17 protein-coding genes are annotated in these 23,456 nt (G+C 60.4%); 10 read left to right on the top strand and 7 right to left on the bottom strand.

Annotation, left to right across the window (positions count from 1 at the left end):
* Positions 1-8: 8 nt before the first annotated feature.
* From HUK73_RS10720 to HUK73_RS10695, 6 genes are all read left to right on the top strand, one after another.
* On the top strand, positions 9-2,315 hold the full coding sequence (locus HUK73_RS10720) for a glycosyltransferase (RefSeq protein WP_176591890.1): 2,307 nt from the start codon (positions 9-11) through the stop codon (positions 2,313-2,315).
* 1 nt (position 2,316) lies between these two features.
* Positions 2,317-3,363 (top strand): GDP-mannose 4,6-dehydratase, encoded by a 1,047-nt coding sequence (gmd, locus tag HUK73_RS10715; protein WP_176591889.1) that lies wholly within the window; start codon positions 2,317-2,319, stop codon positions 3,361-3,363.
* Positions 3,364-3,403: 40 nt separating this feature from the next.
* Positions 3,404-4,300, top strand: coding sequence for a GDP-mannose 4,6-dehydratase (locus tag HUK73_RS10710; RefSeq protein ID WP_176591888.1), 897 nt, complete (start codon positions 3,404-3,406; stop codon positions 4,298-4,300).
* Positions 4,297-5,400, top strand: coding sequence for a glycosyltransferase family 1 protein (locus HUK73_RS10705; protein ID WP_176591887.1), 1,104 nt, complete (start codon positions 4,297-4,299; stop codon positions 5,398-5,400). Before HUK73_RS10710 ends, HUK73_RS10705 begins: the two co-directional genes overlap by 4 nt.
* A 113-nt stretch (positions 5,401-5,513) precedes the next feature.
* A complete protein-coding gene (locus tag HUK73_RS10700; RefSeq protein ID WP_176591886.1) occupies positions 5,514-6,698 on the top strand; it encodes a polysaccharide biosynthesis/export family protein in 1,185 nt (394 codons plus the stop codon).
* Positions 6,699-7,246: 548 nt separating this feature from the next.
* Complete coding sequence (locus tag HUK73_RS10695; protein WP_176591885.1) at positions 7,247-8,110, top strand: class I mannose-6-phosphate isomerase; 864 nt, start codon at positions 7,247-7,249, stop codon at positions 8,108-8,110.
* A gap of 488 nt (positions 8,111-8,598) precedes the next feature.
* Here HUK73_RS10695 and HUK73_RS10690 read toward each other — a convergent pair whose 3' ends face one another.
* The 3 genes from HUK73_RS10690 to HUK73_RS10685 form a co-directional block, all read right to left on the bottom strand.
* Positions 8,599-9,504, bottom strand: a complete 906-nt coding sequence (locus HUK73_RS10690) for a site-specific integrase (RefSeq protein ID WP_255326251.1) — start codon at positions 9,502-9,504, stop codon at positions 8,599-8,601.
* Positions 9,504-9,764 (bottom strand): hypothetical protein, encoded by a 261-nt coding sequence (locus HUK73_RS26740; protein WP_255326250.1) that lies wholly within the window; start codon positions 9,762-9,764, stop codon positions 9,504-9,506. Before HUK73_RS26740 ends, HUK73_RS10690 begins: the two co-directional genes overlap by 1 nt.
* 440 nt (positions 9,765-10,204) lie before the next feature.
* The gene (locus HUK73_RS10685; RefSeq protein WP_176590134.1) at positions 10,205-11,575 is read right to left on the bottom strand and encodes an IS1380 family transposase; all 1,371 of its coding nucleotides are present in this window, start codon (positions 11,573-11,575) and stop codon (positions 10,205-10,207) included.
* 1,152 nt (positions 11,576-12,727) lie between these two features.
* Between HUK73_RS10685 and HUK73_RS10680 the strand changes: the two genes are divergently transcribed.
* From HUK73_RS10680 to HUK73_RS10665, 4 genes are all read left to right on the top strand, one after another.
* Complete coding sequence (locus HUK73_RS10680; protein ID WP_176591883.1) at positions 12,728-13,309, top strand: RNA polymerase sigma factor; 582 nt, start codon at positions 12,728-12,730, stop codon at positions 13,307-13,309.
* Positions 13,302-14,294 (top strand): FecR domain-containing protein, encoded by a 993-nt coding sequence (locus HUK73_RS10675; protein ID WP_176591882.1) that lies wholly within the window; start codon positions 13,302-13,304, stop codon positions 14,292-14,294. Before HUK73_RS10680 ends, HUK73_RS10675 begins: the two co-directional genes overlap by 8 nt.
* Positions 14,295-14,389: 95 nt before the next feature.
* Positions 14,390-16,954, top strand: coding sequence for a TonB-dependent receptor (locus tag HUK73_RS10670; protein ID WP_176591881.1), 2,565 nt, complete (start codon positions 14,390-14,392; stop codon positions 16,952-16,954).
* A gap of 5 nt (positions 16,955-16,959) precedes the next feature.
* Entirely contained in the window at positions 16,960-19,071 is a 2,112-nt protein-coding gene (locus HUK73_RS10665; protein ID WP_255326248.1) for an Atxe2 family lasso peptide isopeptidase, read from the top strand.
* Here the strand turns inward: HUK73_RS10665 and HUK73_RS10660 are convergent.
* The 4 genes from HUK73_RS10660 to HUK73_RS10645 form a co-directional block, all read right to left on the bottom strand.
* Positions 19,068-20,813: an asparagine synthetase B family protein gene (locus HUK73_RS10660; protein WP_176591879.1), complete on the bottom strand. Its 1,746-nt coding sequence runs from the start codon at positions 20,811-20,813 to the stop codon at positions 19,068-19,070. The genes HUK73_RS10665 and HUK73_RS10660 overlap by 4 nt on opposite strands.
* Positions 20,813-21,469, bottom strand: a complete 657-nt coding sequence (locus HUK73_RS10655; RefSeq protein ID WP_176591878.1) for a lasso peptide biosynthesis B2 protein — start codon at positions 21,467-21,469, stop codon at positions 20,813-20,815. The genes HUK73_RS10660 and HUK73_RS10655 overlap by 1 nt, the downstream gene beginning before the upstream one ends.
* Positions 21,470-21,523: 54 nt before the next feature.
* Complete coding sequence (locus HUK73_RS10650; protein WP_176591877.1) at positions 21,524-21,643, bottom strand: benenodin family lasso peptide; 120 nt, start codon at positions 21,641-21,643, stop codon at positions 21,524-21,526.
* Between the two features lie 181 nt (positions 21,644-21,824).
* Positions 21,825-23,453, bottom strand: coding sequence for a transposase (locus HUK73_RS10645; protein WP_218036409.1), 1,629 nt, complete (start codon positions 23,451-23,453; stop codon positions 21,825-21,827).
* Positions 23,454-23,456 lie beyond the last annotated feature (3 nt).

Here is a 23,456-nt window from a genome sequence, read left to right as displayed (position 1 = left end):
TGTCAGCCATGCGTGATCCTATTGATATCATCATTCCGGTCTACAAGAATGTTGCTCTGGTAAAGGACTGCCTCGACTCTTTGCGTCGGAATCTTGGGGAGATCGCTGCATTCGAGCCCCGGATTGTCGTCATCAACGACTCTCCCGATGATCGGCCGGTTACGGAATATCTTGCGGCGGCGGAAAGGGCCGGCGAAATCGATGTCCTCATCTCCAACGAGAAGAATGTCGGTTTCGTCCGCAGCGTGAACAAGGGTATCGCTACGGCTCGCACGCGTGGGGCCGACGCCATTTTGGTGAACAGCGATACGGTCACCTTCGAGAACACCTTGGCCGAGACGGTCGCGGTTGCGCTCTTGGACGAACAGATCGGGTTCGTCAGCCCGCGTTCTAACAATGCTTCGATCTGCACATTTCCCCAAACCCCTCACGCTCTGGCCGGCACCACGATCGATCCTGTCTCGTGCCATTCGGTATGGGCTAGTGTCTCCCATCACCTACCGCGCTATACGTTCACGCCCACCGCGGTGGGCTTCTACATGCTCATAAAGCGTGCCATTCTTGATGATTTCCATGGCCTTGATGAGATTTTCGACGTGGGCTATGAGGAGGAGAACGATCTCGTCCTCCGGGCGAACAAGGTCGGATTCCGGTCGGTGTTGGCAAATCATGCTTTCGCCTATCATGCCGGCTCCGCATCGTTCCTGCTGCGGGATATCGACCTCACGACGCACCGCAACGGCAATTTGAACAAGATGATGGAGCGCCATCCGGAGTTCCTGCCGCTCGTCATGCAATATCAGGCATCCGCGAAATATCGCGCGGAGCAAATGCTGGGAAATCTCGTTCGCGATGAGGCAGGGCGTCTCAATCTCGTCGTGAATCTGCTCTCGATGGGGCCGGCGTTCAACGGCACCAACGAACTGATCCTCAACGTCCTCGAACATCTCAATGAGTGCGCGACGGATCGCTTCAACATCACCCTGCTCGCCCGCCGGAACGTGGCAAGCTTCCATGGGTTCGAGCAGTTCGACCGTCTTGCCTGTACGGAGGAAGTGCGGAGCAAATATGCCATCGCCTTGTCATTCGGTCAGCCTTATGACCTGAATGCCGTCAACATCATGGAAATGCTGGCACCCATTAATGTATATGGGATGCTCGACGTCATATCCTGGGATTGTGGCTATCTGCGTGTCGAGCAGAAAATCGACTCACTGTGGAATTACGTTGCGAAAACCGCCAATGGCTTGATGTATATCAGCGCCTTCTCGAAGCAGATCTTCGAACGAAGCTTCCCGGTCGCGACGAAAAGCCAGTCTTACGCACAATTGCTTCCGACCAAGGTCGCGGCTTATGCGGAGCGTTACAACAATGCGCGGACGGGTGCCCGTCACGTGTTCATAGCAGGCAACCATTTCGAGCATAAGGACTCCTTGCGAACGGCCAAGCAATTGGCCGAAGCGCTGCCGTCGCTTCAGTTCGTGGTACTGGGGGACGGGAGCGAGCAGCGTGGGAACATCATCAATCTTCAGGCAGGCAATGTGTTCGATGAGGATATGATCGCCGCCATGGCAGAGAGTAGCGTGGTCGTGCTGCCCTCCTACTATGAGGGCTTTGGTTTCTCCATCATGCACGCGCTGGCTTTGGGCAAGCCCGTTGTGGCGCGCGATATCCCGGTCACCCGCGAGATTCTCAAGAGCTTCGGCGCGGTCGAAGGGATTATCCTGTTCAAGAGGAACAGCGACATGCCGGCAGCCGTCACGGCGGCGATCCAGGCGCGCAAGTCGTCCGTCGATGACAGCAAGGCGGAGGATTGGCGAAATTGGGCCAGCGGATTCGCCGATTTCCTCCATTCGTTGCCCGATAGTCCCGATGTCTACCACCTGCTGGAAGAGCGGATCACGGAAGGCGACCTTCTTCGTCGGATATTCGATGTCGAGCGTAGGCTGAGCCATCTGGAAAATACGCGGCAGCCCGTGCCCGAAGTGGTCTCTATCGCGCATAAGTCGGCAGCAGGCGCAGCGGTCACACAGGCCACCTCCGTATTTGCCCTCGCAGATCTCGAGGCGATGGATCCGGGATCCTTCGTCGATTTCCTGTACGAGCGAATATTGGGGCGGAAGGCTGATCCTTCCGGCTACAACCATCATCTGTTGCTGCTTGACCAAGGCACGACGCGCCGCGATATGCTCAAAAGCATATTGCGCTCGGACGAATACATATCATCCGGTCGTGAGGTTAGCGTGAGTGGGTTGGAGCGTCCCACCGCTCTGGGATTGAAACGTATATTTGGTACTCGAAAGGCAAGCGCATAAGATGAAAACTGCTGTCATAACGGGTATATCAGGTCAGGACGGCGCTTATCTCGCCCAATTGCTGCTCGAAAAAGGCTATCGAGTCTTCGGCGCTTATCGGCGCACCAGTTCGGTCAATTTCTGGAGGATCGAAGACCTTGGGATCATCGGTCATCCCAATCTCGTTCTTGTCGAACATGACCTGACCGATCTCGCTTCGTCCGTTCGCTTGCTCGCGAAATCGGAAGCAACCGAGGTCTATAATCTGGCGGCGCAAAGCTTCGTCGGCGTTTCGTTCGACCAGCCGGTCACTACAGCGGAAATCACCGGCGTGGGCACCGTGAATCTGCTGGAGGCGATCCGCATCGTCAATCCAGCGATTCGCTTCTATCAGGCCAGCACGTCCGAGATGTTCGGAAAGGTTCAGGCTGTGCCTCAATCCGAGGAAACGCCCTTTTGGCCGCGCAGTCCTTATGGCGTCGCAAAGCTCTATGCGCACTGGATCACGGTCAACTATCGCGAGAGCTTCGATATTTTCGGAGCGAGCGGGATCTTGTTCAATCACGAAAGCCCGCTGCGTGGACCGGAATTCGTGACGCGCAAGATCACGAGCGCCGTAGCGCGGATCAAGCTCGGCCTGCAGGAGTGCCTCGAACTCGGTAATATCGATGCGAAGCGCGATTGGGGTTTCGCTAAGGAATATGTCGAGGGCATGTGGCGTATGCTGCAGGTGCCCGTTGCCGACACATATGTGCTTGCGACGGGGCGAACCGAGACTGTTCGCGACTTTGTGGAAATGGCGTTCAAGGCTGCCGGAATTTCCGTGAGCTTCTCCGGAGCGGCCGAAGGGGAAGTCGCCATCGACCAGCGGTCCGGTCGTACCTTGATGCGAGTCAACCCACGCTTCTATCGTCCCGCCGAGGTGGATCTGCTGATCGGTGATCCCGGCAAGGCTAAGCGAGAGTTGGGGTGGAGCAGCGACACGACGCTTGAGCAGCTTTGCTCTATGATGGTGCATGCCGATCTCAAGCGGTTGGGTGCCTCTGAGGAAAGCTTTGCGGCACTTTGACTGTCCTTCTTTTGCATCCCTACCTAACGAGCCCTGAGTAATGGCCAAGGTTCTGATCACTGGTGCTGACGGTTTCACGGGCCGTTATCTGTCGTCGGCGCTTCTTGAGCGTCGGCATCATGTCATAGGCTTGTCCCGGACGGCGGGCGTGTTGGAGAATGGTGTGGAAGTCCACGCCTGCGATTTGACCGACGTCGCTGCGCTTCAGGAGATGATTACGACCTGTCGTGCCGACTGGGTCGTGCATCTCGCGGCGATATCCTTCGTGGCGCATGCCGATGTGACGGAGCTTTACCAGGCGAACATCATCGGCACCCGCAACCTGCTCGACCTCCTGTCGCGTGCGGACGTCATGCCCTCCCGAATATTGGTGGCGAGCAGCGCAAACGTCTATGGCAATAGGCGGGAAGGCATATTGAGCGAGGACATGCCGTCGCAGCCTGCCAATGATTATGGCATCAGCAAGCAGGCGGTCGAGTCCCTCGCGCGGATTTATAGCGGGCGGCTGCCGATCATCGTGACCCGGCCTTTCAACTATACGGGGCGCGGCCAATCCCAGCAGTTTTTGCTGCCCAAGATCGTGGAGCATTTTCGTAGCAAGGCACCGTCCATCCGCCTAGGAAACATCGACGTGGCCCGTGATTTCTCGGACGTGCGTACGCTGGTGGATTGCTACATTCGGCTTCTTGAATGCGAGGAGTCCTTGGGCGGTACGTTTAATATTTGCTCGGGCGAAGCACATCTGTTGCGGGATATCATCGCAATGGCCGAAGAGAAGACGGGTCATCGCATCGAGATCGAGATTGATCCCAATCTCGTCCGTCGCGACGAAGTGAAGACTCTCGCAGGGAGCAAGGCGGCCCTCGAGCAGGTAATTGGTCCGGTCGATGCGATTCCGGTCGAGGACACGATTGCCTGGATGCTGGCGGACGGATGAGGCTCGCGCTCAATATCGATTCCCTCACACCGCAGCTTTCGGGGATCGGTCGTTACACGCTCAATCTGTGCACCTATCTTTCCCGCCATCCGGAAGTGGTTGATCTCGCTTATTTCCGTAACCAGCGCTGGCTGAAGGATTATGCGCCGTTCCTGATCGAGGAGGCGCCCCACATCCGCAATCCTTTGCGGAGCTGGAAACGGCTGGCGCGCTGGCGCTCACGGCGCGAATTCGACCGGCGGCTCCTCCACGGCCCCAATTTCTTCCTACCCGAAGGCGCGCAACGGGGCGTGATAACGGTTCATGACCTGTCGGTCTTTCTGTTCCCCGAAACGCATCCCGAGGAACGGCGCCGATATTTTGACGAGCATTTCCCGAGTTCGCTGCGTCGGGCGCGGCATATCATTACCGACAGCCAGACTGTGAAGACGGAATTATGTGAGCGGTTCGGCGTCGACGTCACCGCCGTCACCGCCATCCCCCTAGGCGTTTCGCCGGACTTTGGGCCGCATAACCGGTCCATCGCCGCGCGGGCGGTGCTCGAGGGTTTCGGGCTTCAGTCTGGTGGCTATTGTTTGTCCGTGGCCACGCTTGAACCGCGCAAGAAGCTTGTCAATGCCATCCGTGCTTTCCTGTTGGCGACGGAGCGCGGGGACATATCCGTGCCCTTTGTGCTCGCGGGCGCCAGTGGCTGGCATAATGAGGAAATCCACGACCTGATCAACCGGGCCGGGGGCAAGATCCGGTTCCTGGGTTATGTGCCGGAAGCACAGTTGCCGATCCTCTATGCCAATGCGGCTATCTTCCTCTATCCGTCCATCTATGAGGGGTTCGGCCTGCCCCCCGTGGAAGCGATGGCGAGCGGTGTGCCGGTGATCGCCGCCAATCGTTCCTGCCTCCCCGAAATCACACGGGGCGCGGCTCTGATGATCGATCCCGACGATATCGATGGCTTCGCTGGTGCGATAAGAGCGGGCCTGCTTGACAGCGATCTGCGTGGCCGGATCATCGCGGACGGACGGCGGGTCGCGGCCGGCTATAGCTGGGAGCTGTGTGTGGAGCGGACACTTGGCGTCTACCGCCGCGTCATGGCAGCGTGAGGCTGTAAAAGGCGGACTGGCCGACGCTTGCTCCACGTTGGCTATTCGTGCATTAGCACGTTGGATATAGTTTAAAAGGGCCAGACCGAGCCTTGTTTGTCATTGGATCAGGGATGAATCCTATTTTTAGTACCCCACGGCTTGCATTATTGGGTGCAGCGGTTTGTGCAACGAGCGCTTGTTCGATCATGCCGGCGGGCGGCCCTTCCACCCATGCGGTGAACAAGCTGGCCGACGTAGGAAGCACATCCATCAACGGCGATATAAAGATCATACCGGTAACCGATGCGGTGGCACGGCGGGTCATCGCCAGCGAACGAAACACCCATTTTGCCGACACCATGGGGGACGGTATCCCGGTGGGTTCGATGATTGGTCGGGGTGATGTACTCGACATTGCGGTCTGGGAAGCGCCTCCTGCGGCGTTGTTCGGATCCGGCGGCGGTGATCCACGCATCGTTTCGTCCGGTGCGACGGCGCGCGGGACCACACTGCCGGAGCAGATGGTGGATAGCGACGGTCGTGTCACGATTCCGTTCATCGGCTATGTCCAGGCGGCGGGCCGGACGCCGCAGCAGGTTGCTCAGACCATAAGGCAACGACTGATCGGTATGGCGCATGATCCGCAGGTTGTCGTGCGGACGGTCCGCAGCGCCACGACCAATGTGACGGTGGTGGGCGATGTCGCGAATAGCGCGCGCGTTCCACTGACCGCGCGGGGCGAACGCCTGCTGGATGTGCTGGCTACGGTGGGCGGTGTTAAGCAGCCCATCAATAAAATGACGGTCCAGATCACTCGCGGCGAAAGGATTGCTTCGATGCCTTTGGAGGGGGTCATCAAGGATCCTCGCCAGAACATCCGCTTGCAGCCCGACGATGTCGTGACCGCGCTGTACCAGCCTTACAGCTTCACCGCGCTGGGTGCTGCGGGCCGTAATGAAGAGTTGCCATTCGAGGGGACCGGCATCACTTTGTCGCAGGCTCTGGGTAGAATTGCGGGGCTGCAGGACAATCGGGCCAATACGCGCGGGGTGTTCATTTTTCGTTTAGAGAATACTGAGGCTGTTGATCCTACCATGCGTGTCAATGCGCGTCTGACACCTGATGGAAAACTTCCGGTGATTTACCAGATCGACGTGAAGGATCCAGGAATATTCTTTGTTGCTCAGGCATTTCCTATCAAGGACAAGGATGTTCTATATGTTTCCAATGCGCCATTGGTAGACATTCAAAAATTCGTGAACGTCATCTATTCCGCCATCCTCCCTGTCGCGACGGCGATTACGGTTGCGCCTTAGAGTCATCGGTGGACACCCCTTAGGATGCAAGCGGTTTTTGGGAGGCTTGGCGCATAGTCGGGTGCTGGCTTTTAATGCGGCTTTATTGATACCGCTGGCCTGTATGGGAGTTCACGGATCGGCTCCAATCAGGACTGCGTGCTTGGTTGGCACCTTGAGCCTATCTGGTTTTGCCTATCCCGTCTCGTCGACCGTTATTCCTTGCTTTCCACCTGACCTTCCTACATTTGCCGACACCCTCATGCTCATGACTGGTTATTCTGCCACAACTGGAGCTCGATAAATCTCGTTCTTCGCCATCGGTGCCCACACGGTGCGCGCCATCTTGTTGGCAAACGTTGTGATCACCGTAAGCGCCGCCGGAAAGCTTCCGCGCTGATCTCTTCGCCGAGCACAGCAGCGGTATAGTATTCGTGCAGGATATCTGCAGCAGCTATTGCCAAAGCAGAGCTACTTCTGCACAAGCTTCTGTTCCACGCCAGTAAGGCGATGAAGGCGGAATATCAGATACATAAAAGGCCATCTAAGGGAAGTGGACTGAGGGGTATATGCCGGCACATCGCCTTGTTGCCCATGCGATCGAAAAGCCTTGGGGTCGAACTGATATCCCATCCCACGTTGCTGCTAATGATGGCCGTCGCATCGGAGAGGTCTGGTTTTCTGCCGAACGGCGGACCAGCCTCCCTCTTTTGGTGAAATATATCTTTACCAGTGAAAATCTCTCTGTTCAGGTCCATCCCAACGATGAGCAAGGCCAGCAATGTGGAATGGCGGGCGGAAAGTCGGAATGTTGGTACGTGCTGGATGCGGCCCCTGATGCGCGACTTGGGATTGGCATGTATCAGGATCTGACGCCCGAGGAGTTGCGTGCTGCGGCGCTGGATGGCAGCATTGAATCACTCATGGAATGGAAACTCGTTAAGCCCGGCAGCTTTTATTATATACCCGCTGGAACAGTGCACGCCATTGGCGGGGGTGTGGCATTGGTGGAAATTCAACAGAATAATGACGTGACGTATCGGCTTTATGATTATGGACGTCCGCGTGAATTGCATCTTGAACAGGGAGTGGCTGTCAGTGTGGCTGAGCCATACTCCTTGCCCGATCGCGTCGTACCTCCGACGACTGAAGGGCGACTGATTGAGGCCGGTGCCCCTTTCACTCTCGATATCGTTCAAGGGAAGGCCAAGACTTGCTGGAAGGTCAACGGAGAAATGTCGTGGTTCATCCCCCTGGCCGGTGCCGGAACGCTCAACGGTGAAAGCTGGCGGCCCGGCGAATGTTGGTTGATAGAGGGGGAGGCCACCGTGGAGATTGTGGAACCGATGAGCGCCCTTCTTGCTCAGCCCAGCTCTTCAGTCGCGCAACAGATTGACATTCCGTCTCTACCTCGGAGACCCGTCAGCGGCTAACCTGCTGTCTGAACCATCAGTTGGAAAATGGCGTAGCCATTGCGCCAGGTCGGGGGGGGCGGATCGTCTATGCCAGCTATCTGGCGATCGCAAGGAGAGTCCGAAGTCATCCGCCGCTTGATGTCCACGGTGGTCCGCGGCCGTATCGGAGAGGGGAACCCGCGGCATGAGAAATCATGCTGGGACACGTCCCCTTCGCGAACAGCGGCATTTAGGCCGCATCCGTCCAATCTGGCTCCGCGCTGCGCGATGCCTTACAAAAAGATTCACCCGGCATGATTGGGGGAGTAAAAGCCATGATTTTCATAAGGTTTTGACTGGATCGGGTAGCGGGGATCGAACCCGCATCACAAGCTTGGAAGGCTAGTGCTCTACCATTGAGCTGTACCCGCCCGTCGCCGACGCGCTCTGCCAGCTTTTCGTGGCACCCGTCAATATCAAAACGAGACATCCACGAGGCATGGTTTGCTCACGCCATCATAGCCGCATCAGTCAATCTTGTTGATCGCTGTCAGCATGTGATCAACGCCCACGCTGGCATAGCGCTGGACCATGCGCAGCGACTTCCAGCCGCCCATGTGCATGATGGTGATGAGGTCGATCCCCGCCATCACGCAGTGCGACGCCCAGTGATGACGCCAGTCATGGATGGTGAAGTCGTCGATCTCCGCACGCTTGCACGCCGTCTTGTGCTGGCTCTTGAGTGGATTGCCGCCAGGAATCCGTGCGAGGCGGGTGTCCTGATAGGGCTGGCCGAAGCGGTTGAGGAAGACATAACCTTTCAGGGGATTGCCCTGCTCCTCCCAGATCGGCGACAGCACCTCCTTGACACGGGGATGCATTGGGACCGACTGGGTCATCGCGTTTTTTGTGTGGTTGAGCCGGATCACTTCCTGCTGCATATCCACGCCCTTGACGCCCCACGGCATCTGGAGGGCGGTCTGAATGCGCGGTCCGTGGAAGGCCAGCATGGTGATGATCGGCCGAACATGCGGCGCATAGGCTGAGATCAGCCGGTCGCGATCGCCCTTCGTCAGGAAGCGTACTCGTTCATTGTCGAACGGGATGGCCTTGATCTTGAACGGCGGAAGATCATGCAATTCATGATGGACATTGATTGCCGCCTGAAACACCGCCCGATAGCGGTCCTGACCGGCGGGAGCATGATCGGGCAGGTTGGCAAGCCGGAACTTCTCCCACGCCTGTTTCGGTTCCCGCAGCGACAGGTGGCCGATCTGGGCGTTGAGCTTGCCGATACGCAATATGTCGGCGGCGCAAGGCAGGGTCGCCTTCGTCAGATAGCTTTCGAAGGCGTCGGCAATAATGCCCTGCGCAACGACTGATGCGGGGCCGAACATCAACTGATGGCGTAGCCTGGTCTCATATTCCGACATCAGGTGCGACGCAGCATCTGTGTCACTCGTTCCTGAACTGAATTCTTTGACGACGATTTGCTTGTCGCCGAGCGAGACCGTTCCTCGGATATGGTAAATGCCGTTCTTCCCACGGCGACGGACGGAGAGCATGTGATCTTTTCCAATAGCATCTGATATTGCGCTTCTGTCGCGCGCATTTTTCCGCACACATGGACGTAGGGCACGCCATATTTGTCGAAGGTACGCCGCATCCATTTCGTCGGCTCGGTGCTGGTCATGCTGAGCCGTGAGAGGATATCGCGAGGGGTAAGGAGGGACTCGTGGTGACCAGCAGCGAGCGAGCGAGGCGGCGCCCGTGCTTTATCGGAATGGGAGACGGTGGCGCACGCGTCAACCGCGGGCTTGGCAGATCGCTGCGGGGTAGCCGTGCGCCGTTCAGATGATGCCGACGTTTCACCAGCCGTTTGCGTCCCGTGCGGCGCTGCCGCGTCGGCTGGGCTGGGTGTCGTCGTTGGGCGACTTCTTATCGACATGTGGACGCAACCCCCTTAGCCCGCCTTATTCGTGACGCTCTCCCTTCTGCCGCTCACTGGCCTTTTGCACCATCGGGCTTATGATCAGGACAAGCGATCATGCTGCGTCTATTTCAGCGCGAGTGTCTGATAGGCTTTCGGATTGAGGGACGGGGCTTTGCGGTTCGGCGGCGCGGCCGCGCGGGCTATGTCTGGGTGGCCCTGAGCGCGGTGGCGATGGTCCGGAACACGGCGGCGTCGGGACAGGCCGAAGCGAAGGCGACCCGGACGCGGGAGGCGGTTTCGATGACGCGGGCGGCGATCTTGAGAAGCCGCAGGCGCAGGGTTGCGAACTCGGCGGTGGCGAGCGCGGTGGTCTTGGGGATGACCTGCTGGATGCGCCACATTAGCCAGTAGGCCGCGGTGTGCAGAATGAGCCGCATCTGATTTGCGTTGGCTGATCGGCACGAAGTGCGATCACTGCTGAGCTGTGTCTTGTGCTGTTTGATCAGGTTCTCGGCCTGGCCGCGGGCGCAATAGAGGCTGTCGTAGATGTGTTCAGCGGAGCCTTCTGCCAGGGAAGTGACGACATAGCGGATATCCATGCCCATGATGCTGGCTTCGATCCGGGTTACGACGCGGCGCTGGCATTTCCAGCTTTTCGCCCCATAGCGGATCTCGGCATAGCTGCGCAGGACAACCCGGTCTTGCTCGGCGCGCTTGACGGCGCAGGCATCAGCGGCAGCGACAATGTCTGTATTGGCGCGCAGCGCGGCATTGGTGGGAAGGCCGAAGACATAGTCGATGCCGTGCGCCTCGCAGAAGGCCATGACCTCTGGCCGGCCATAATGCCCATCGCCGCGGATGGTGATGTGCGTTTGCGGCCAATGCCGACGGATATGCCGGACAAGCCGTCGAATGTGCCCCGCAGCCTCCGCGCCTGACGGCGTCTTGCCGGTACGCAGCAGCATGGCGACCGGCCGTCCCGTCGCCGTGTCATAGATGTGGATCGGCAGGAAGCAGCGCTCGCCGTGATGGCCGTTCCAGAACGAAAGCTGTTGGTAGCCATGCACGACATCACACGTATCATCGATGTCCAGTATCACCGCCTTGGGCGGCTCGGGGTAGCTGGCGCAGTAGATGCCGACCATCGCGACCAGCATCCGCGCCAATTCGCGCGTGGTCGGCGCATTCTCCCAGCGGCTCATTGTCGGCTGGCTCGCCAGGCCTGCGCCTGAACCCAACAGTTTGCCCAGCGCCAGGCGAAAGCCTGGGTCGTCGCGCAGGGCGTCGAGATCATCGGCATCCTCGTAGCCGCAGGCAATAGCCAAAACCCGCGCTCGCAGAATGTCATCGAGCCTGTGGGTCACACGGGAAGGATCGCGCGGATCGGCAATGCAGGTGGCGAGCTGCCGGCAGATACCCATCTCGCGCTCGGCTTGCGCCAGTAGCAAAACCCCGCCGTCCGAGGTCAACCGGCCACCATCAAAGGCGGCCGTGACTTTCTTGCGCGCGACCGCTGGAAACGAAATCAGAGGCGCGCTATCGTCGCCCCCGGCGGGTGTGGCCTGTGGCATTTTTTGCCTCGTTGCAGGTTGGTCTAGACATCCAATTTCCTACAACAAGACAAAGTCTTACGCCACTCCCGCCACCCCTTCACGTCCAGCCTCATGAATACGACGGGTTAGCCGTTACCGCCTGTATAGCTCCACCGATAGTTGGCTGGAGCGCCGCGCCGTTCCGTGTACGGCCCGGGCATCCGTTCGGAAACGCGCAGGGCGATGGACTCGAGCTGTTGGGGTTCGGAAGCGCCGTGGGCTTGAACGGTCTATGTTTACGACACATTGCAAACTCCTCAGCTTCCGGGTTGTGGGATCGTCGGTGGCCGGCGCAGCATTGCCTGATCGCGCGGCATCCAGCCGGTGTTGCGCTCGACCTGGGTAAGGCGAATGCCGATGGCATCGACTGGCATCGACTGGCATCGACTGGCATCGACTGGCATCGACGGAATTTTGGTGCCTGCCGCAGGTTGAACCAGGCATGGAGTACCTCGACCCGGATTTCCGACCATGCCTGTCCCAAATTCTTCGCCAGATAGTCGAGCCGCCTGCTCATCTCCTCGGGCAGGAACAGCTGATGCCGGGTCGTGTAGCTCTTCATGGGACGTTGGCCTGCTCATGCTGATGTCCGGAGACAGCGGACCAGTCTCGCGCGGGGGATGCAGAAGCGATCCGCTGCCATGGACGATTATCGCTGTCAGGCTGCCTCCAAGGGAATGGTGCAGATCGGCCCAGATCGGCCCGGATTGGACTCTCATGCCGCCGATGGTGGGAAAGCTGTGATCTCGGCCGATGCTCTAGGCGACTGGCCGCTCCTCGCACATCAACCTGGAGAGTGTCAGAGGTGCCTCTCATCCATGGTTTACGCGGACAAGGTGGAACGGGGCCGACCGATCCTTCTCTAACATATTGCATCGGCTTGATATTACGATAATGTGACAGAGCGTTTCCGTTGGGAGACGCCGAGGTTTGAGCCCCTCGCTTGGGAAGAATAGACTCGCCGCACATGCGGCCGGGTGGCCGATGTTATGTCCAAGCCATTCGTGGCCAAAGGCATCGGCACGCGTTCTCAAGCGCGGCTCAACGCCCGGTTTCTTACCGGCGCGACCTCGTCAATGCGAGGGAGCGGCGGATGGGATCAGAAGCCAGGAAACATGCCGAAGGCAGGCCATGATGTGGCCTGCATCGGAAATATCGCGCTCGCCACTCGATGAGGGCGATCCCTTGCCTCCGGGGCATGATCGATTGGTGGTGCAGCCTGATCCGCTGGACAGTCTTTATCGGGAAGAGCGACCGTCGCTGCTGCGTTTCCTCTCGCGATGGACGGGGCATGACAGGGCGGAAGATGTCATACAGCAGGTTTTCAGCCGCATGGCCGGTAAGCCGCAGAGCGCAACTGCGCCGATCCAGGCGCCACGGGCCTATCTGCGCCATGCCGCGCGCAATGTGCTGCGAGATGAAGCCAGAAGTGCGGGACGCAGGTGCGAGCATCATCATGTTCCAATCGAGGATCTGTCTTTGGCGAGCGGCGATCCCGTGGCCGCACTGGAGGCCCGCGACCGGCTGGCCCGCATCGAAGAGGCCGTACTGCGGCTCAAGCCGCTGACCCGCGAAATATTCCTCGCTTGCCGTCTCGATGGCTATAGCTATGCCGAGATTGCGGAGCGGACCGGTTTGAGCGTGAGGGGGGTCGAGAAGCAGATGAGCAGGGCGATCAGACAGCTTGGCCGGCATTTGCGGGCGCATGACTGAGCCTGAGGGGATGCCGATCCCCCAATCCATTCATGACGCTGCCGAAAAATGGCTGGTGAGCCATGCCGGACATTCCGATCCTGCGGCAGAGCGCGCGTTCACGACCTGGCTCGAGGCGGATCCGCGTCATCGCATCGCCTATGACCGGATCAAGCGTGACTGGCAGCTAGGCACGCTTCTGGGCGAGCGCCCTGTCGGGCAGACCCGGTCGCTTGGCCGCGCGCCCTTCTGGATGCGGCAAAAGACGCATATCGCTGCCGCCGGTCTTGGCGCGGCGGTACTGCTGGGCGTGGTGACGGTCAGTCTTGTCCGGCCCGGCAGGCCATTGGCCATTTCCATGACGGCGCAGGCCGCGATCTATGAGACTGGGGTCGGCGAGATCCGCACCGTCGGGCTTTCGGACGGATCGACCGTCATCCTCGACACGGCCACACGCCTTCGCGTCCAATTGTCGGGCGGCGATCGGCGGCTCGATCTCGAGCGGGGACGAGCGCGGTTCCGTGTCGCGGCAGACTCGAAGCGCCCGTTCCGTGTGCAGGTGGCCGGCGGTGAGATCATAGCTCATGGCACGATGTTCGACGTAAACATGATCGGCGAGAAACCGGTGGTGACCGTTCTCGATGGATCGGTGGACCTGCGCGGTTTGGATGGGGCGTCCGATCAGGCGAGAACGCTCCCGATGGGCAAGAGCATGACGCTGGACGCCTCGATGGCGGAGCGTGTGGCCTCTCCGGCTGAAGCGCGTTGGGTGTCGGGCATGCTGGCGCTCGACGGAACGCCGCTTGCCGAGGCGGTGGCGGCGATCAACCGCTATAATAAGGTGCAGGTCCGTCTGGCGGAGCCCTTTGCCCTGCCGGTGCGTGTGACGGGCGGTTTCCGGGTCCGCGATCCAGAAGCATTCGCCCGCGCTGTCGCGACAAGCTTCCATTTGAAGGTCGAGCGGCCCGACAGCGATACAATCCTGCTGGTTGCTCCGGCGAAATAGGTAAACATAGCCCCGTAAAAAATCTGTCGGGTGTTTTCGCGAACCGGCGTCTCCCCATTGTCCCGCTTGAATGGCGGCACGGGGGAGAAGGTCCAATGTCTCGGTTTTCAGTCACCGCATATTATCTGTCCGGCAGCATCGCTGCCGCCATGTTGGTAGCCAGCGCGCCGATCGCGCTCGCCCAGCAAGCTGCCGAAATGGCGATCACGCTGCCTGCCCAGCCGCTCGGCGCATCGGTTCGTGAACTGTCCCTGCGATCGGGTCAGACGATCCTTGTCGATGCCAGCCTTGTCGAGGGGATGAACGGCCCCGCGATCCACGGCGTATATACGGTCGAAGGCGCGCTCGACCGACTGCTCGCCGGAACCGGCCTTTCCTGGACCCGGCTCGAAGGCAGCATCGTCATCCGAAAGGAGAGTCTGTCCCTGCAGGAGAGGGATGGGGGCGTTGGCATCGTGGTCACCGGCAGCCGCATTCGCGGCGCGCCGGTCCCGTCGACGGTCATGGTTCTCGACAACCAGGCCATCAGAGATACCGGACTCGCCGATCTGGGCGACGTCGCCCGCAGCCTGCCGCAAAGCTTTGGTGGCGGGCAGAATCCTGGTGTCGGCTTCAACGTGCCCTCGAGTACCGGCGGCAATGTCGGGGGCGGGTCGTCGGTCAATCTGCGTGGCCTGGGCAGCGATGCAACGCTCACCGTGCTGAACGGTCGCCGTGTGCCCTATGACTCGGCCCGGCAGGGTGTCGATATTTCCGCCATCCCGCTTGCCGCCGTCGATCGCATAGAGGTGGTGGCGGATGGCGCTTCGGCCATTTACGGGTCGGACGCGGTCGGCGGCGTCGTCAATGTGATTCTCAGGCGCGACTATGACGGCGTTGAAACCCGCGCGCGCGTCGGCGGATCGCCCGATGGCGGTAATTTCCAGCAGCAATATAGCGTGCTGGCCGGTCGCCGCTGGAATGGGGGCGGTGGCTTCCTCACCTATGAATATGGCCGGAATAGCGCCCTCATGACCAACCAGCGAAAATATGGCCGGATCAGGCCTGATCTGACCCTGCTGCCGGCCAGTAGCCGACATGCCGTGGCGGGAAGCGTCCATCAGGATATCAGTGACAATCTCACCATCGAACTGGATGGCCTCTATAATCAGCGGACCGGCGAATTTTCCTATCCCACGAGCACCGCCGCCAATCTTGCGGTCAGTCGGATCACCCAGAGCTATGATAGTTACACGCTGGCATTTTCGGGCGCCGTGCGGCTGACCCTGGGCCAGTGGGAACTGAGTCTGTCGGGAAGTTTCGGCAAGGGACGCACCTATTTCCAGGGCGACACCTTCCTCAACGACCAGTTCGCAAGCCGAGCCTGGGGTCGCTATAATAATCAGAGCATCACCGGTGAAATCTCCGCCGATGGACCATTGTTCGCCTTGCCGGGCGGGGACGCCAAGCTCGCGCTTGGCGCCGGCATCCGGGCGAATGATTTCGAGATTTACCGGGGTGCCGGTAATGTCAACAATGCCAAACCGTCGCAGGACAGCGTCTATGCCTTTGGCGAAGCCAGTTTCCCCCTGATAGGGCCAGCGCAGGCTATTCCCCTGATGCGCAGCCTCAGCCTGAGCGCCGCGCTGCGCTACGAACGCTATCGCGGCCTGGTCGATGTCGTGACGCCCAAATTCGGCATGATCTACGCGCCCGCGGATTTCATCGACTTCAAAGCAAGCTGGGGGCGTTCCTTCCGGGCGCCGAGCTTCATCCAGCTCTATTCGATCGAACAGGCCGTCCTCTATCCCATCACGACCTTCGGGGGGCGGGGCTATCCCGCCGGGACCACGGCGCTGCTGGTGGCCGGGGGCAACACCGATCTTAAACCGGAAAAGGCGCGTAGCTGGTCGGCCACAATGGCGCTGCATCCGCCCGGCATGGCGGGCGCGTCGTTTGAACTCAGCTACTTCCATACCCGCTATGTCGATCGCATTGTGAACCCGATCCCAACGACAGCGCGAGCGCTTGTCGATCCCATCTATGCCAACCAGATCATCTACGCGCCGACGCCCCAGCAGCTTGCCGCGGCGATTGCCCATGCGGCGCAATTTCTGAACGGCGCAGGTGTTCCCTATGATCCGTCAAAGGTCGGCGCGATCGTCAATCGCGCCAATATCAATGCCGGGCGCCAGACGATCCAGGGCATCGATACCCAGCTCAACTATCAGACGGATCTGGCCAATGGGAAAATGGGGCTGTCGGCCAATCTCACCTATCTCGACAGCGAGCAGCAGATCTCGCTGGCAGGTCCGGTCGAACAGCTGGCGGGAAGATTGTTCAACCCACCGCACTGGCGCGGCAGGGGAACGGTCAACTGGAGCGACGGCGCCTTCAGCGTGGCAGCGACGCTCAGCACGATCGGCGGCGTCAAGGATGTGCGCGCAACGCCGGCACTGCACATCGACGGGATGACGACGGTCGATATCAGCACGCGCTACCGATTTGGCGAGCGAAAGGGTATTCTGCGCGGTGTCGAGCTTGGCCTCTCAATCCAGAATCTCCTCAATCAGCTGCCTTCGGTCGTTGCCACCAGCCTTTATTATGACACGCCCTATGACTCGACCAACTATTCGGCGGTCGGGCGCTTCATCGCGCTCGAGCTGGTCAAGAAATGGTGAGCGCCATGGGCAGGACCTCGATTGCGCTGCTGGCTGCGGGCGTGGCGTTTCTGGGCTTGGCTTCCGAAGCCAGGGCGGACTGCAGCGACCTGTTGCCAAATCCCGAGACGATGGCGAAACCGCGCGCCATCACCGCGAAAGATCTGCTTGGCGTCCGCGATATCGGACGGGGCGATGGGTCGCTGCTTGGCGGTGAGAGCCCGCTCGGCCTGTCACCGGATGGCAGACGGATCGCCTTCATCATCATGAGGGCGGATGCATCGGCCAACAGCTATTGCATTGGGCTCGCTGTCATGGACCTGCAGCCCGACGCGACGCCGCGCCTCCTGGACCAGGGCGGTGAGTTCATAAGCGGGGCCGGGGATTATCGCGGCGTCATCCTGCCGACCGGATTTCCCATAGTGCTCGCGCCCTCATGGTCGCCTGATGGCCGGTGGATCGCCTTCCTGCGGCGGGAACAGGGGATCACCCAGCTCTGGGCGGTCCGCGCTGATGGCGGTCCTGCCCGGGCGCTCACGCGCTCGCCGGTCGACATTGAACAATTTGCATGGACGCCCGACGGCGCGACGCTTGTTTATGCGAGCCGGACGGGGCAGCTCGCCGAACGCTCCGCTCTGGCGCGTGAGGCTGTGACCGGATTTCGGTACGACGATCGCTATGTGCCGATGATGGGCGACAAGCCCATGCCGGTGGCGACGACAGCCTTGTCCCTGTTTCGCATCGATCCGGCGGCTGGAGAAGCTCGACCCGGCGAAGAAAGCGACCGGGCGTTGCTGGCGCCCGATCCGATCCGCTATGAAATCCGTCCCCTCGCGGCAAAGGCCGATGATGGGCGATCCGTCCTGGCCGAGCATGTCTCGGCCAATCCGGCCAGTCCCTGGGCGCTGGCCGTGTCATCCGCGACTGGCGTGAAAATCCCCTGTCGAGGTGAGGCCTGTAGCGGCAAGTTCGCCGGGTTTTGGTGGATGCCCCATGGTGGCCCCTTGCTCTTCCTTCGCCGCGAGGGATGGAATGCCCGATCGACGGCACTCTATCGCTGGGCGCCCGGCAAGGACGAGCCGAAAAAAGTGTTGGTAACGAGCGATGTCATCAGCGGTTGTGACCTGGCGGGCACCCGGCTCGTCTGTTTGCGCGAAAGCGCGACCATAGCGCCGCGGATTGTGCGGATCGATCCGTATAATGGACGTTCCGAGCTGCTCTACGACCCCAATCCGGAATTGCGATCCATCCGGTTCGGCAGGGTAGAACGGCTCGAATGGCGGAATGACCGGGGTCTCGAAGTTGCTGGCGATCTCGTCCTGCCGCCAGATTATGATGGGCATGAACGGCTGCCGCTCATCGTGACGACCTATCGTAGCAATGGATTTCTCCGGGGCGCGACCGGCAATGAATATCCCATCCATCTGTTCGCGCAGAAGGGCTTCGCCGTTCTCAGCGTGGACCGCCCGCCCCATGTCGGCGCGATCAACCCGCTCAACAAGGACTGGCAGAAGCTCCTCGCCGACAATGACCGGGATTGGGGGGAACGGCGCAGCATGCAATCCTCGGTGATGACGGGAGTCCAGCGCGTGATCGACATGGGCATAGCCGATCCGGATCGCATCGGCATCAGCGGCCTCAGCGATGGGTCGAGCACGGTTGGCTTCGCCCTCATCAACAGCCGCCGCTTCGCCGCCGCCGCAGTCAGTACCTGCTGTCTCGAACCATGGACGGTCAATTCGACCATTGGTCCTGCCTTTGCCCGCAAGATGCGGCAGCAGGGTTTTCCCCCGGCCACATCCGACGATCGGCAGTTCTGGCAGCCGGGTTCCATGATCCGCAATGCGTCGATTATCGATACGCCGCTGCTGATGCAGCTTGCGGACAGGGAATATCTGACGGCGATCGACGTGTTCGCTGCTTTGCGGGAACAGAACAAGCCGGTCGACATGTATGTCTTCCCCGACGAATATCATAATAAGTGGCAGCCGCTGCATCGGCTGGCGATCTACGAGCGCAATCTCGACTGGTTTCTCTACTGGCTTCAGGACAGGGAAGATCCCGATCCACGCAAGGCAGGTCAATATGCGATCTGGCGCAAGCTCCGCCAGCAACGGTTGCCGCCCTCCCAATCCTAGACCTGTCCCGCGATCCATGCCTCGACGTCCGCGAGATGCATGATGCGGTGATAGTGTGTGCCCTGGACAGGTCCCTCGCTGTCCAGGGCACGTTCTAGCAAGGGAATGTCGAGCAGCCCGGCTCGACGCAGATGCCCGTCCAGCAGCATGGCGCGGATGACGGGGCGGTTCGCGGTGAAGATTTCCGCGATATAGCTGTCGGGCGTGCCCTTTGTCCTGCGATTGACGACCGGCGCCGGTAGGCGGTCGCGAAAGGCATCGCGCGCGACGATCCGGTTCTGACCGTGTCGGAACCACCACCAACTCGGAATCCGCAGGCATGCTTCGACGACGGGTTGGGAGGCCAATGGCGTCACATGACGCACCGGACTTCTGATATCATTTCCCTCGGCCCAGCCCTGGGCGGCGGTAATGAGCGCGATATGGGCGGCCGTTCCTGTTTCGCCGCCGCACGGTGGTTCCAGCCATGGATGTCGAGGCACCAGAGCCTCGTCATCCATCACTTCTGGAGACAGATATTGGGTCATCGGCCGCCAACGATAGGCGGGTGACCGGCGGAAGGCGCGTGCTGCTGCCCGGCCGAGCACGGTGAACGCGCTCACGTCCGCCATGGCCGCAATCGACAGGGTGGTCGACCAGCCTTCGCTGAGGCTCCCCCCGCGCAGAAAAGCGTCGGTGACCGGCGCTATGGACCGCAGGGAGAAGAAGACATTGTCCCCGCCGCCGCCATCGATCGTGAGATCGGCGCCGCTGGTTTCGACCGCCTCGCCCAGCAGGCGGGACGTGCCCTGCATGAAACTGCGGGCAATGGGGTTGGGGTGATTGATGGCATGGGAACGGGTAATGTCGACCATGCCGACGTCCCACTGCGATTCCATGATCGAGGCGCCCATATGGGATGCGACCATTTGCGCATAACGCCGTTCATCGCCGACGGTGCCGAGGCTGGCGAGATTGAAACAGGCAAAGGGGCAGCCATGGGTGCCGAGCGCAGCGGCCAGCACGGAGGAATCTATTCCGCCCGACAGCATGAGCAGGGCGCGATCCGCCCCCATGATGCTGGCGCGGGTCGCGGTCGACACCGCGCGGCGGACCATGCGCGGGGCCTCGTCCCGGTCATCGATCCAGTGGCGCCTGCCTGCCCGATCCCATGGGTTCCATGTCTGCGCGACGCTCAGCCCTTTGGCGGTGAGGTGGAGACGCGAGCCTCCGCGCAGTTCCTGAACGCCGGCAAGGCAGGTGGAGGGCGAGGGGATATCCTTGAGCGCCAGGCGGCGCAGGACGCCGGACCAATCGATCCTGCGGGACGTCCATCCCGCAAGCGTCAGCAGGGATGTGTCGGACGCGCAGATTAGCTGATCGTCCTGCATCGCATGGAAGCAGGGCAGGCGGCCGAAGGCTGAGCGCAGGACATGGAAGCCTGCCGCGCCATCGCGCAGGATCGTAACGAAATTGCCCCAATGGTCCTGGCTGAAACGATCGAGTTCCACGGGCTCGCCGCCGGGCGCGAAATCGGATGGCAGGGTGACCGGATCGCTTTTGCCGGTCGCAAAGATCGGCCCGATGATGATACCGATATCATCGCCCAGTTGCCGGATATGTCCGTCACTGCCTGCAACGAGCATGTCGTCGCGGTCGATCATAACCGACAGCCCCTCGGTACGGGAGAGTGCGCCGCGGATAGCGGGCGCGATGGGGCTGCGTTCCGGCGTCGGCGCTAATATGGCGACAAAGCGTTTCATCAGATGATCCTGATCGGGCTGAACGGGCGGACCTGATCGGGATCGTCGGCCATGATCATGCCGTCGACCTCGATCCAGCTATGGGCCTGGAAAGGGTTGAGTTTGACGCCCAGGACAAGATTCGGCCGGATGCTGAGCGCGATGAGCCATGACGCCAGCGACAGCGCGGTGGGGAGGCACTGGTCGCGGGCGGAAAGGATCATGGCGGCCCGACGATAAGCTTGGTCGAGACGGGCAAGCCTGTCGATCGGGACGCCCCGCTGTGTCACGCTGTGCTTTCGTTGTTCGATCACGCGGATGTTGCGGGAAAAGGGCAACTGTCTCAGTCTCGCGCGCCACCAGAGCCGGCGGGTCAATGCGCTGGCGACAAGGGCAGGCGATGGGCAGGCTTTCTCCAGCGGGAGCCTGGCCTCGGCCGGATGTGCGAGCGGGCAGGGGACAGGCCTGCTGCTGGCTGGCGACCGGATGATGATGCCAGCTTCCAGCAATGTGTCGCACTGCCGGTCATCGATGCGGTCGGCGTCGATCAGGGAACAGAAAGCCTGTTCCAAGGCGGGTCGCAGACCGAAATAGCGATCTGCATTTAGGTCGAGGAAAATGGTCCGCCCCTCTGTCCGGCAGAAGCTCAGACCATCGCGAAGTGAATAGCCGGTCATGCTCTGTCTCGAACAGGACGATGGCGCGCAGCCATGAAGCTGCGCGCCATCGCTTCAGTCGTCGGAAAGACCGGCCTGGATTTCATTAAGGCCGACATCGCCCGTAAGGCCGCCGGGACCCTTGGTTTCCACGCTGATCGCGCCGAGTTCGATCACGTCATTGTCACGTTCCATGATAGTCACTCCTTGGCTTTGCTGCGGGAATTGCAGCACCCAGAAGCGTAGGAACGGCAAGGCCTTATCCGAAACTTATACGGATTTGATATCGCGAATATATGAGGAGGCGGGAGAAATAGATGTTGAAGGTCAATGGCATGCGGGCGGCGTGTCGTAAGCGGGGCAAACTCCCGGGCGGTCAGGCGGGAGCGGCGCTGACGAGGTCCGGCAGCCATGGAACGGATGGCGCGCCGGGAACGGCGAAGCGATCACCGAGGAATTGGTAGAAGGAGACGCCAAGCTTGGCACAGGTTTTGATCAGGCCGAGCATGATGTCGCGAGCGATCCGTCCTTGTTCGCTAACGGTGCCACCGGAAATTTTGCGCTTGGTGACAAAGCTGCGGATATCGTTTTCCGAACCGTTGGTATGCAACGGGATTTCGGGACGTGTCAGAACGCGCAGGAGATCGTTTTTCTGGCGGTAGAGGCGTGCCAATTGCCGATCGAGCATCACAAAGCCGGTTTTGCGGGCAAAGATCCGGTCAAAACGAACCCTGAGGGCACGGCCCCGTTTGGGATCCGGATGCTTTTGCCAGGCTTTGAGATCGGCGTAGAACCACCAGATCAACGTGCGGATGAGTTCGAGCGCTTCACGATCTTTCTTCGAGCGGGGATGGAGTTTGTGGACCAGCCTTTCTGCATGTACCCAGCACAACGCATGGTTGCTGCCGACGCGGAACTGACCGGCGCCATCGGAGACGATAGCTGTGTCGCCGAGCAGACCTTGTTCGCAAAGGGCGCCCCATAGCGCGCCTTCGGTCGCGACCTTGGTGGGATCGGGCGTGACGCTCAACTTGTCAAAGCCCAGCGCGCAAAGATGCGCCTGCCACGCCTCGGGGCTCTCAAAATGCTTGGCTTCGTGGGCTTCCAGCACGGCAATCGGTTCGGACGCGAGGTTCATCTCGCGCATTTTGGCTAGCGCTTCGTCGTTGACGACAAAATGGCTGATGCCCGCCTGAAGAAGATTGAGAAAATTGCGCCGCGATTTGGAAAAGCTGCTGCGAAACACCGCGAAGCGCCGATCCCCAAGATGGGTGACATACCCATTCTTGCGAGCATGCGGAGCGGAAGTGTCGTCGACATTGATCCATTGCGCCGTGGAAATCCCCGTGGCTAAAATCGCCCGATCTTCGGCAACCAGATCGTCGAGCCCACGGCTGAGCAGTCGTACGACCTGGCGTTTGGAAATGGCCAAACCCATCCCGTTCAACATCGAGCACAGCCGTTCGCTGGTGATCTGACCTTGGAAATGACCCGCCGTGATAAAGCGCCGTAGCTCGGGGCCAAAGCCTCCCAAAATGCCCGCCGGCAACTCTGCTGCGATCCGCTTACCATCAGGACCCCGCCAAATCTCGCGACGATAGCGGATGACGTCAACTTCAAGCCGAAGATCCTGCACCAAGACGTCTTCGTAACCCTTGAAACGTGAGCCATCAGGAACTGCCGCTTTCAGCGTCACATCCCGGCTGACGGTGAGCTTCGATTGCACCGCCCCACGCCTCCGCTTGCTCCGCTTCTTCCCCGGTGTCGGTGACGTCGACTTCTCCATCCCCGATGGCTTCGACTTGAAGCGGGGACGCGGCGGATCGCCCTTCAATCGCGCAATCTCGTCCCGTAATGCCTGGATCTCCAGCTTGTCAGCCGCCCTCTCGATCAGCAGATCCTGGTTCGTCGCTTCCAGACGGTCGCAACGCTCAACCAGCGCAGCAACAACCCGACGAATATCCTCCTCGCCTCTTGTACCGCCAATGTCGTTGCCCGAAGTCATCGG

It is taken from the genome of Sphingobium sp. EM0848 (genome assembly GCF_013375555.1).
Taxonomy (GTDB): domain Bacteria; phylum Pseudomonadota; class Alphaproteobacteria; order Sphingomonadales; family Sphingomonadaceae; genus Sphingobium.
The sequence above is the reverse complement of the archived record's forward strand: the minus strand, read 5'-3'. Positions and strand labels throughout refer to the sequence as shown.

What these genes read in the sequence shown, in the direction of transcription:
- HUK73_RS10720 (WP_176591890.1), top strand. Translation starts at nt 9, where the DNA reads ATGCGTGATCCTATTGATATCATCATTCCGGTCTACAAGAATGTTGCT.
- gmd (WP_176591889.1), top strand. Translation starts at nt 2,317, where the DNA reads ATGAAAACTGCTGTCATAACGGGTATATCAGGTCAGGACGGCGCTTAT.
- HUK73_RS10710 (WP_176591888.1), top strand. Translation starts at nt 3,404, where the DNA reads ATGGCCAAGGTTCTGATCACTGGTGCTGACGGTTTCACGGGCCGTTAT.
- HUK73_RS10705 (WP_176591887.1), top strand. Translation starts at nt 4,297, where the DNA reads ATGAGGCTCGCGCTCAATATCGATTCCCTCACACCGCAGCTTTCGGGG.
- HUK73_RS10700 (WP_176591886.1), top strand. Translation starts at nt 5,514, where the DNA reads ATGAATCCTATTTTTAGTACCCCACGGCTTGCATTATTGGGTGCAGCG.
- HUK73_RS10695 (WP_176591885.1), top strand. Translation starts at nt 7,247, where the DNA reads ATGCCGGCACATCGCCTTGTTGCCCATGCGATCGAAAAGCCTTGGGGT.
- HUK73_RS10690 (WP_255326251.1), bottom strand. Translation starts at nt 9,504, where the DNA reads ATGTCGGAATATGAGACCAGGCTACGCCATCAGTTGATGTTCGGCCCC.
- HUK73_RS26740 (WP_255326250.1), bottom strand. Translation starts at nt 9,764, where the DNA reads ATGACCAGCACCGAGCCGACGAAATGGATGCGGCGTACCTTCGACAAA.
- HUK73_RS10685 (WP_176590134.1), bottom strand. Translation starts at nt 11,575, where the DNA reads ATGCCACAGGCCACACCCGCCGGGGGCGACGATAGCGCGCCTCTGATT.
- HUK73_RS10680 (WP_176591883.1), top strand. Translation starts at nt 12,728, where the DNA reads ATGATGTGGCCTGCATCGGAAATATCGCGCTCGCCACTCGATGAGGGC.
- HUK73_RS10675 (WP_176591882.1), top strand. Translation starts at nt 13,302, where the DNA reads ATGACTGAGCCTGAGGGGATGCCGATCCCCCAATCCATTCATGACGCT.
- HUK73_RS10670 (WP_176591881.1), top strand. Translation starts at nt 14,390, where the DNA reads ATGTCTCGGTTTTCAGTCACCGCATATTATCTGTCCGGCAGCATCGCT.
- HUK73_RS10665 (WP_255326248.1), top strand. Translation starts at nt 16,960, where the DNA reads ATGGGCAGGACCTCGATTGCGCTGCTGGCTGCGGGCGTGGCGTTTCTG.
- HUK73_RS10660 (WP_176591879.1), bottom strand. Translation starts at nt 20,813, where the DNA reads ATGAAACGCTTTGTCGCCATATTAGCGCCGACGCCGGAACGCAGCCCC.
- HUK73_RS10655 (WP_176591878.1), bottom strand. Translation starts at nt 21,469, where the DNA reads ATGACCGGCTATTCACTTCGCGATGGTCTGAGCTTCTGCCGGACAGAG.
- HUK73_RS10650 (WP_176591877.1), bottom strand. Translation starts at nt 21,643, where the DNA reads ATGGAACGTGACAATGACGTGATCGAACTCGGCGCGATCAGCGTGGAA.
- HUK73_RS10645 (WP_218036409.1), bottom strand. Translation starts at nt 23,453, where the DNA reads ATGACTTCGGGCAACGACATTGGCGGTACAAGAGGCGAGGAGGATATT.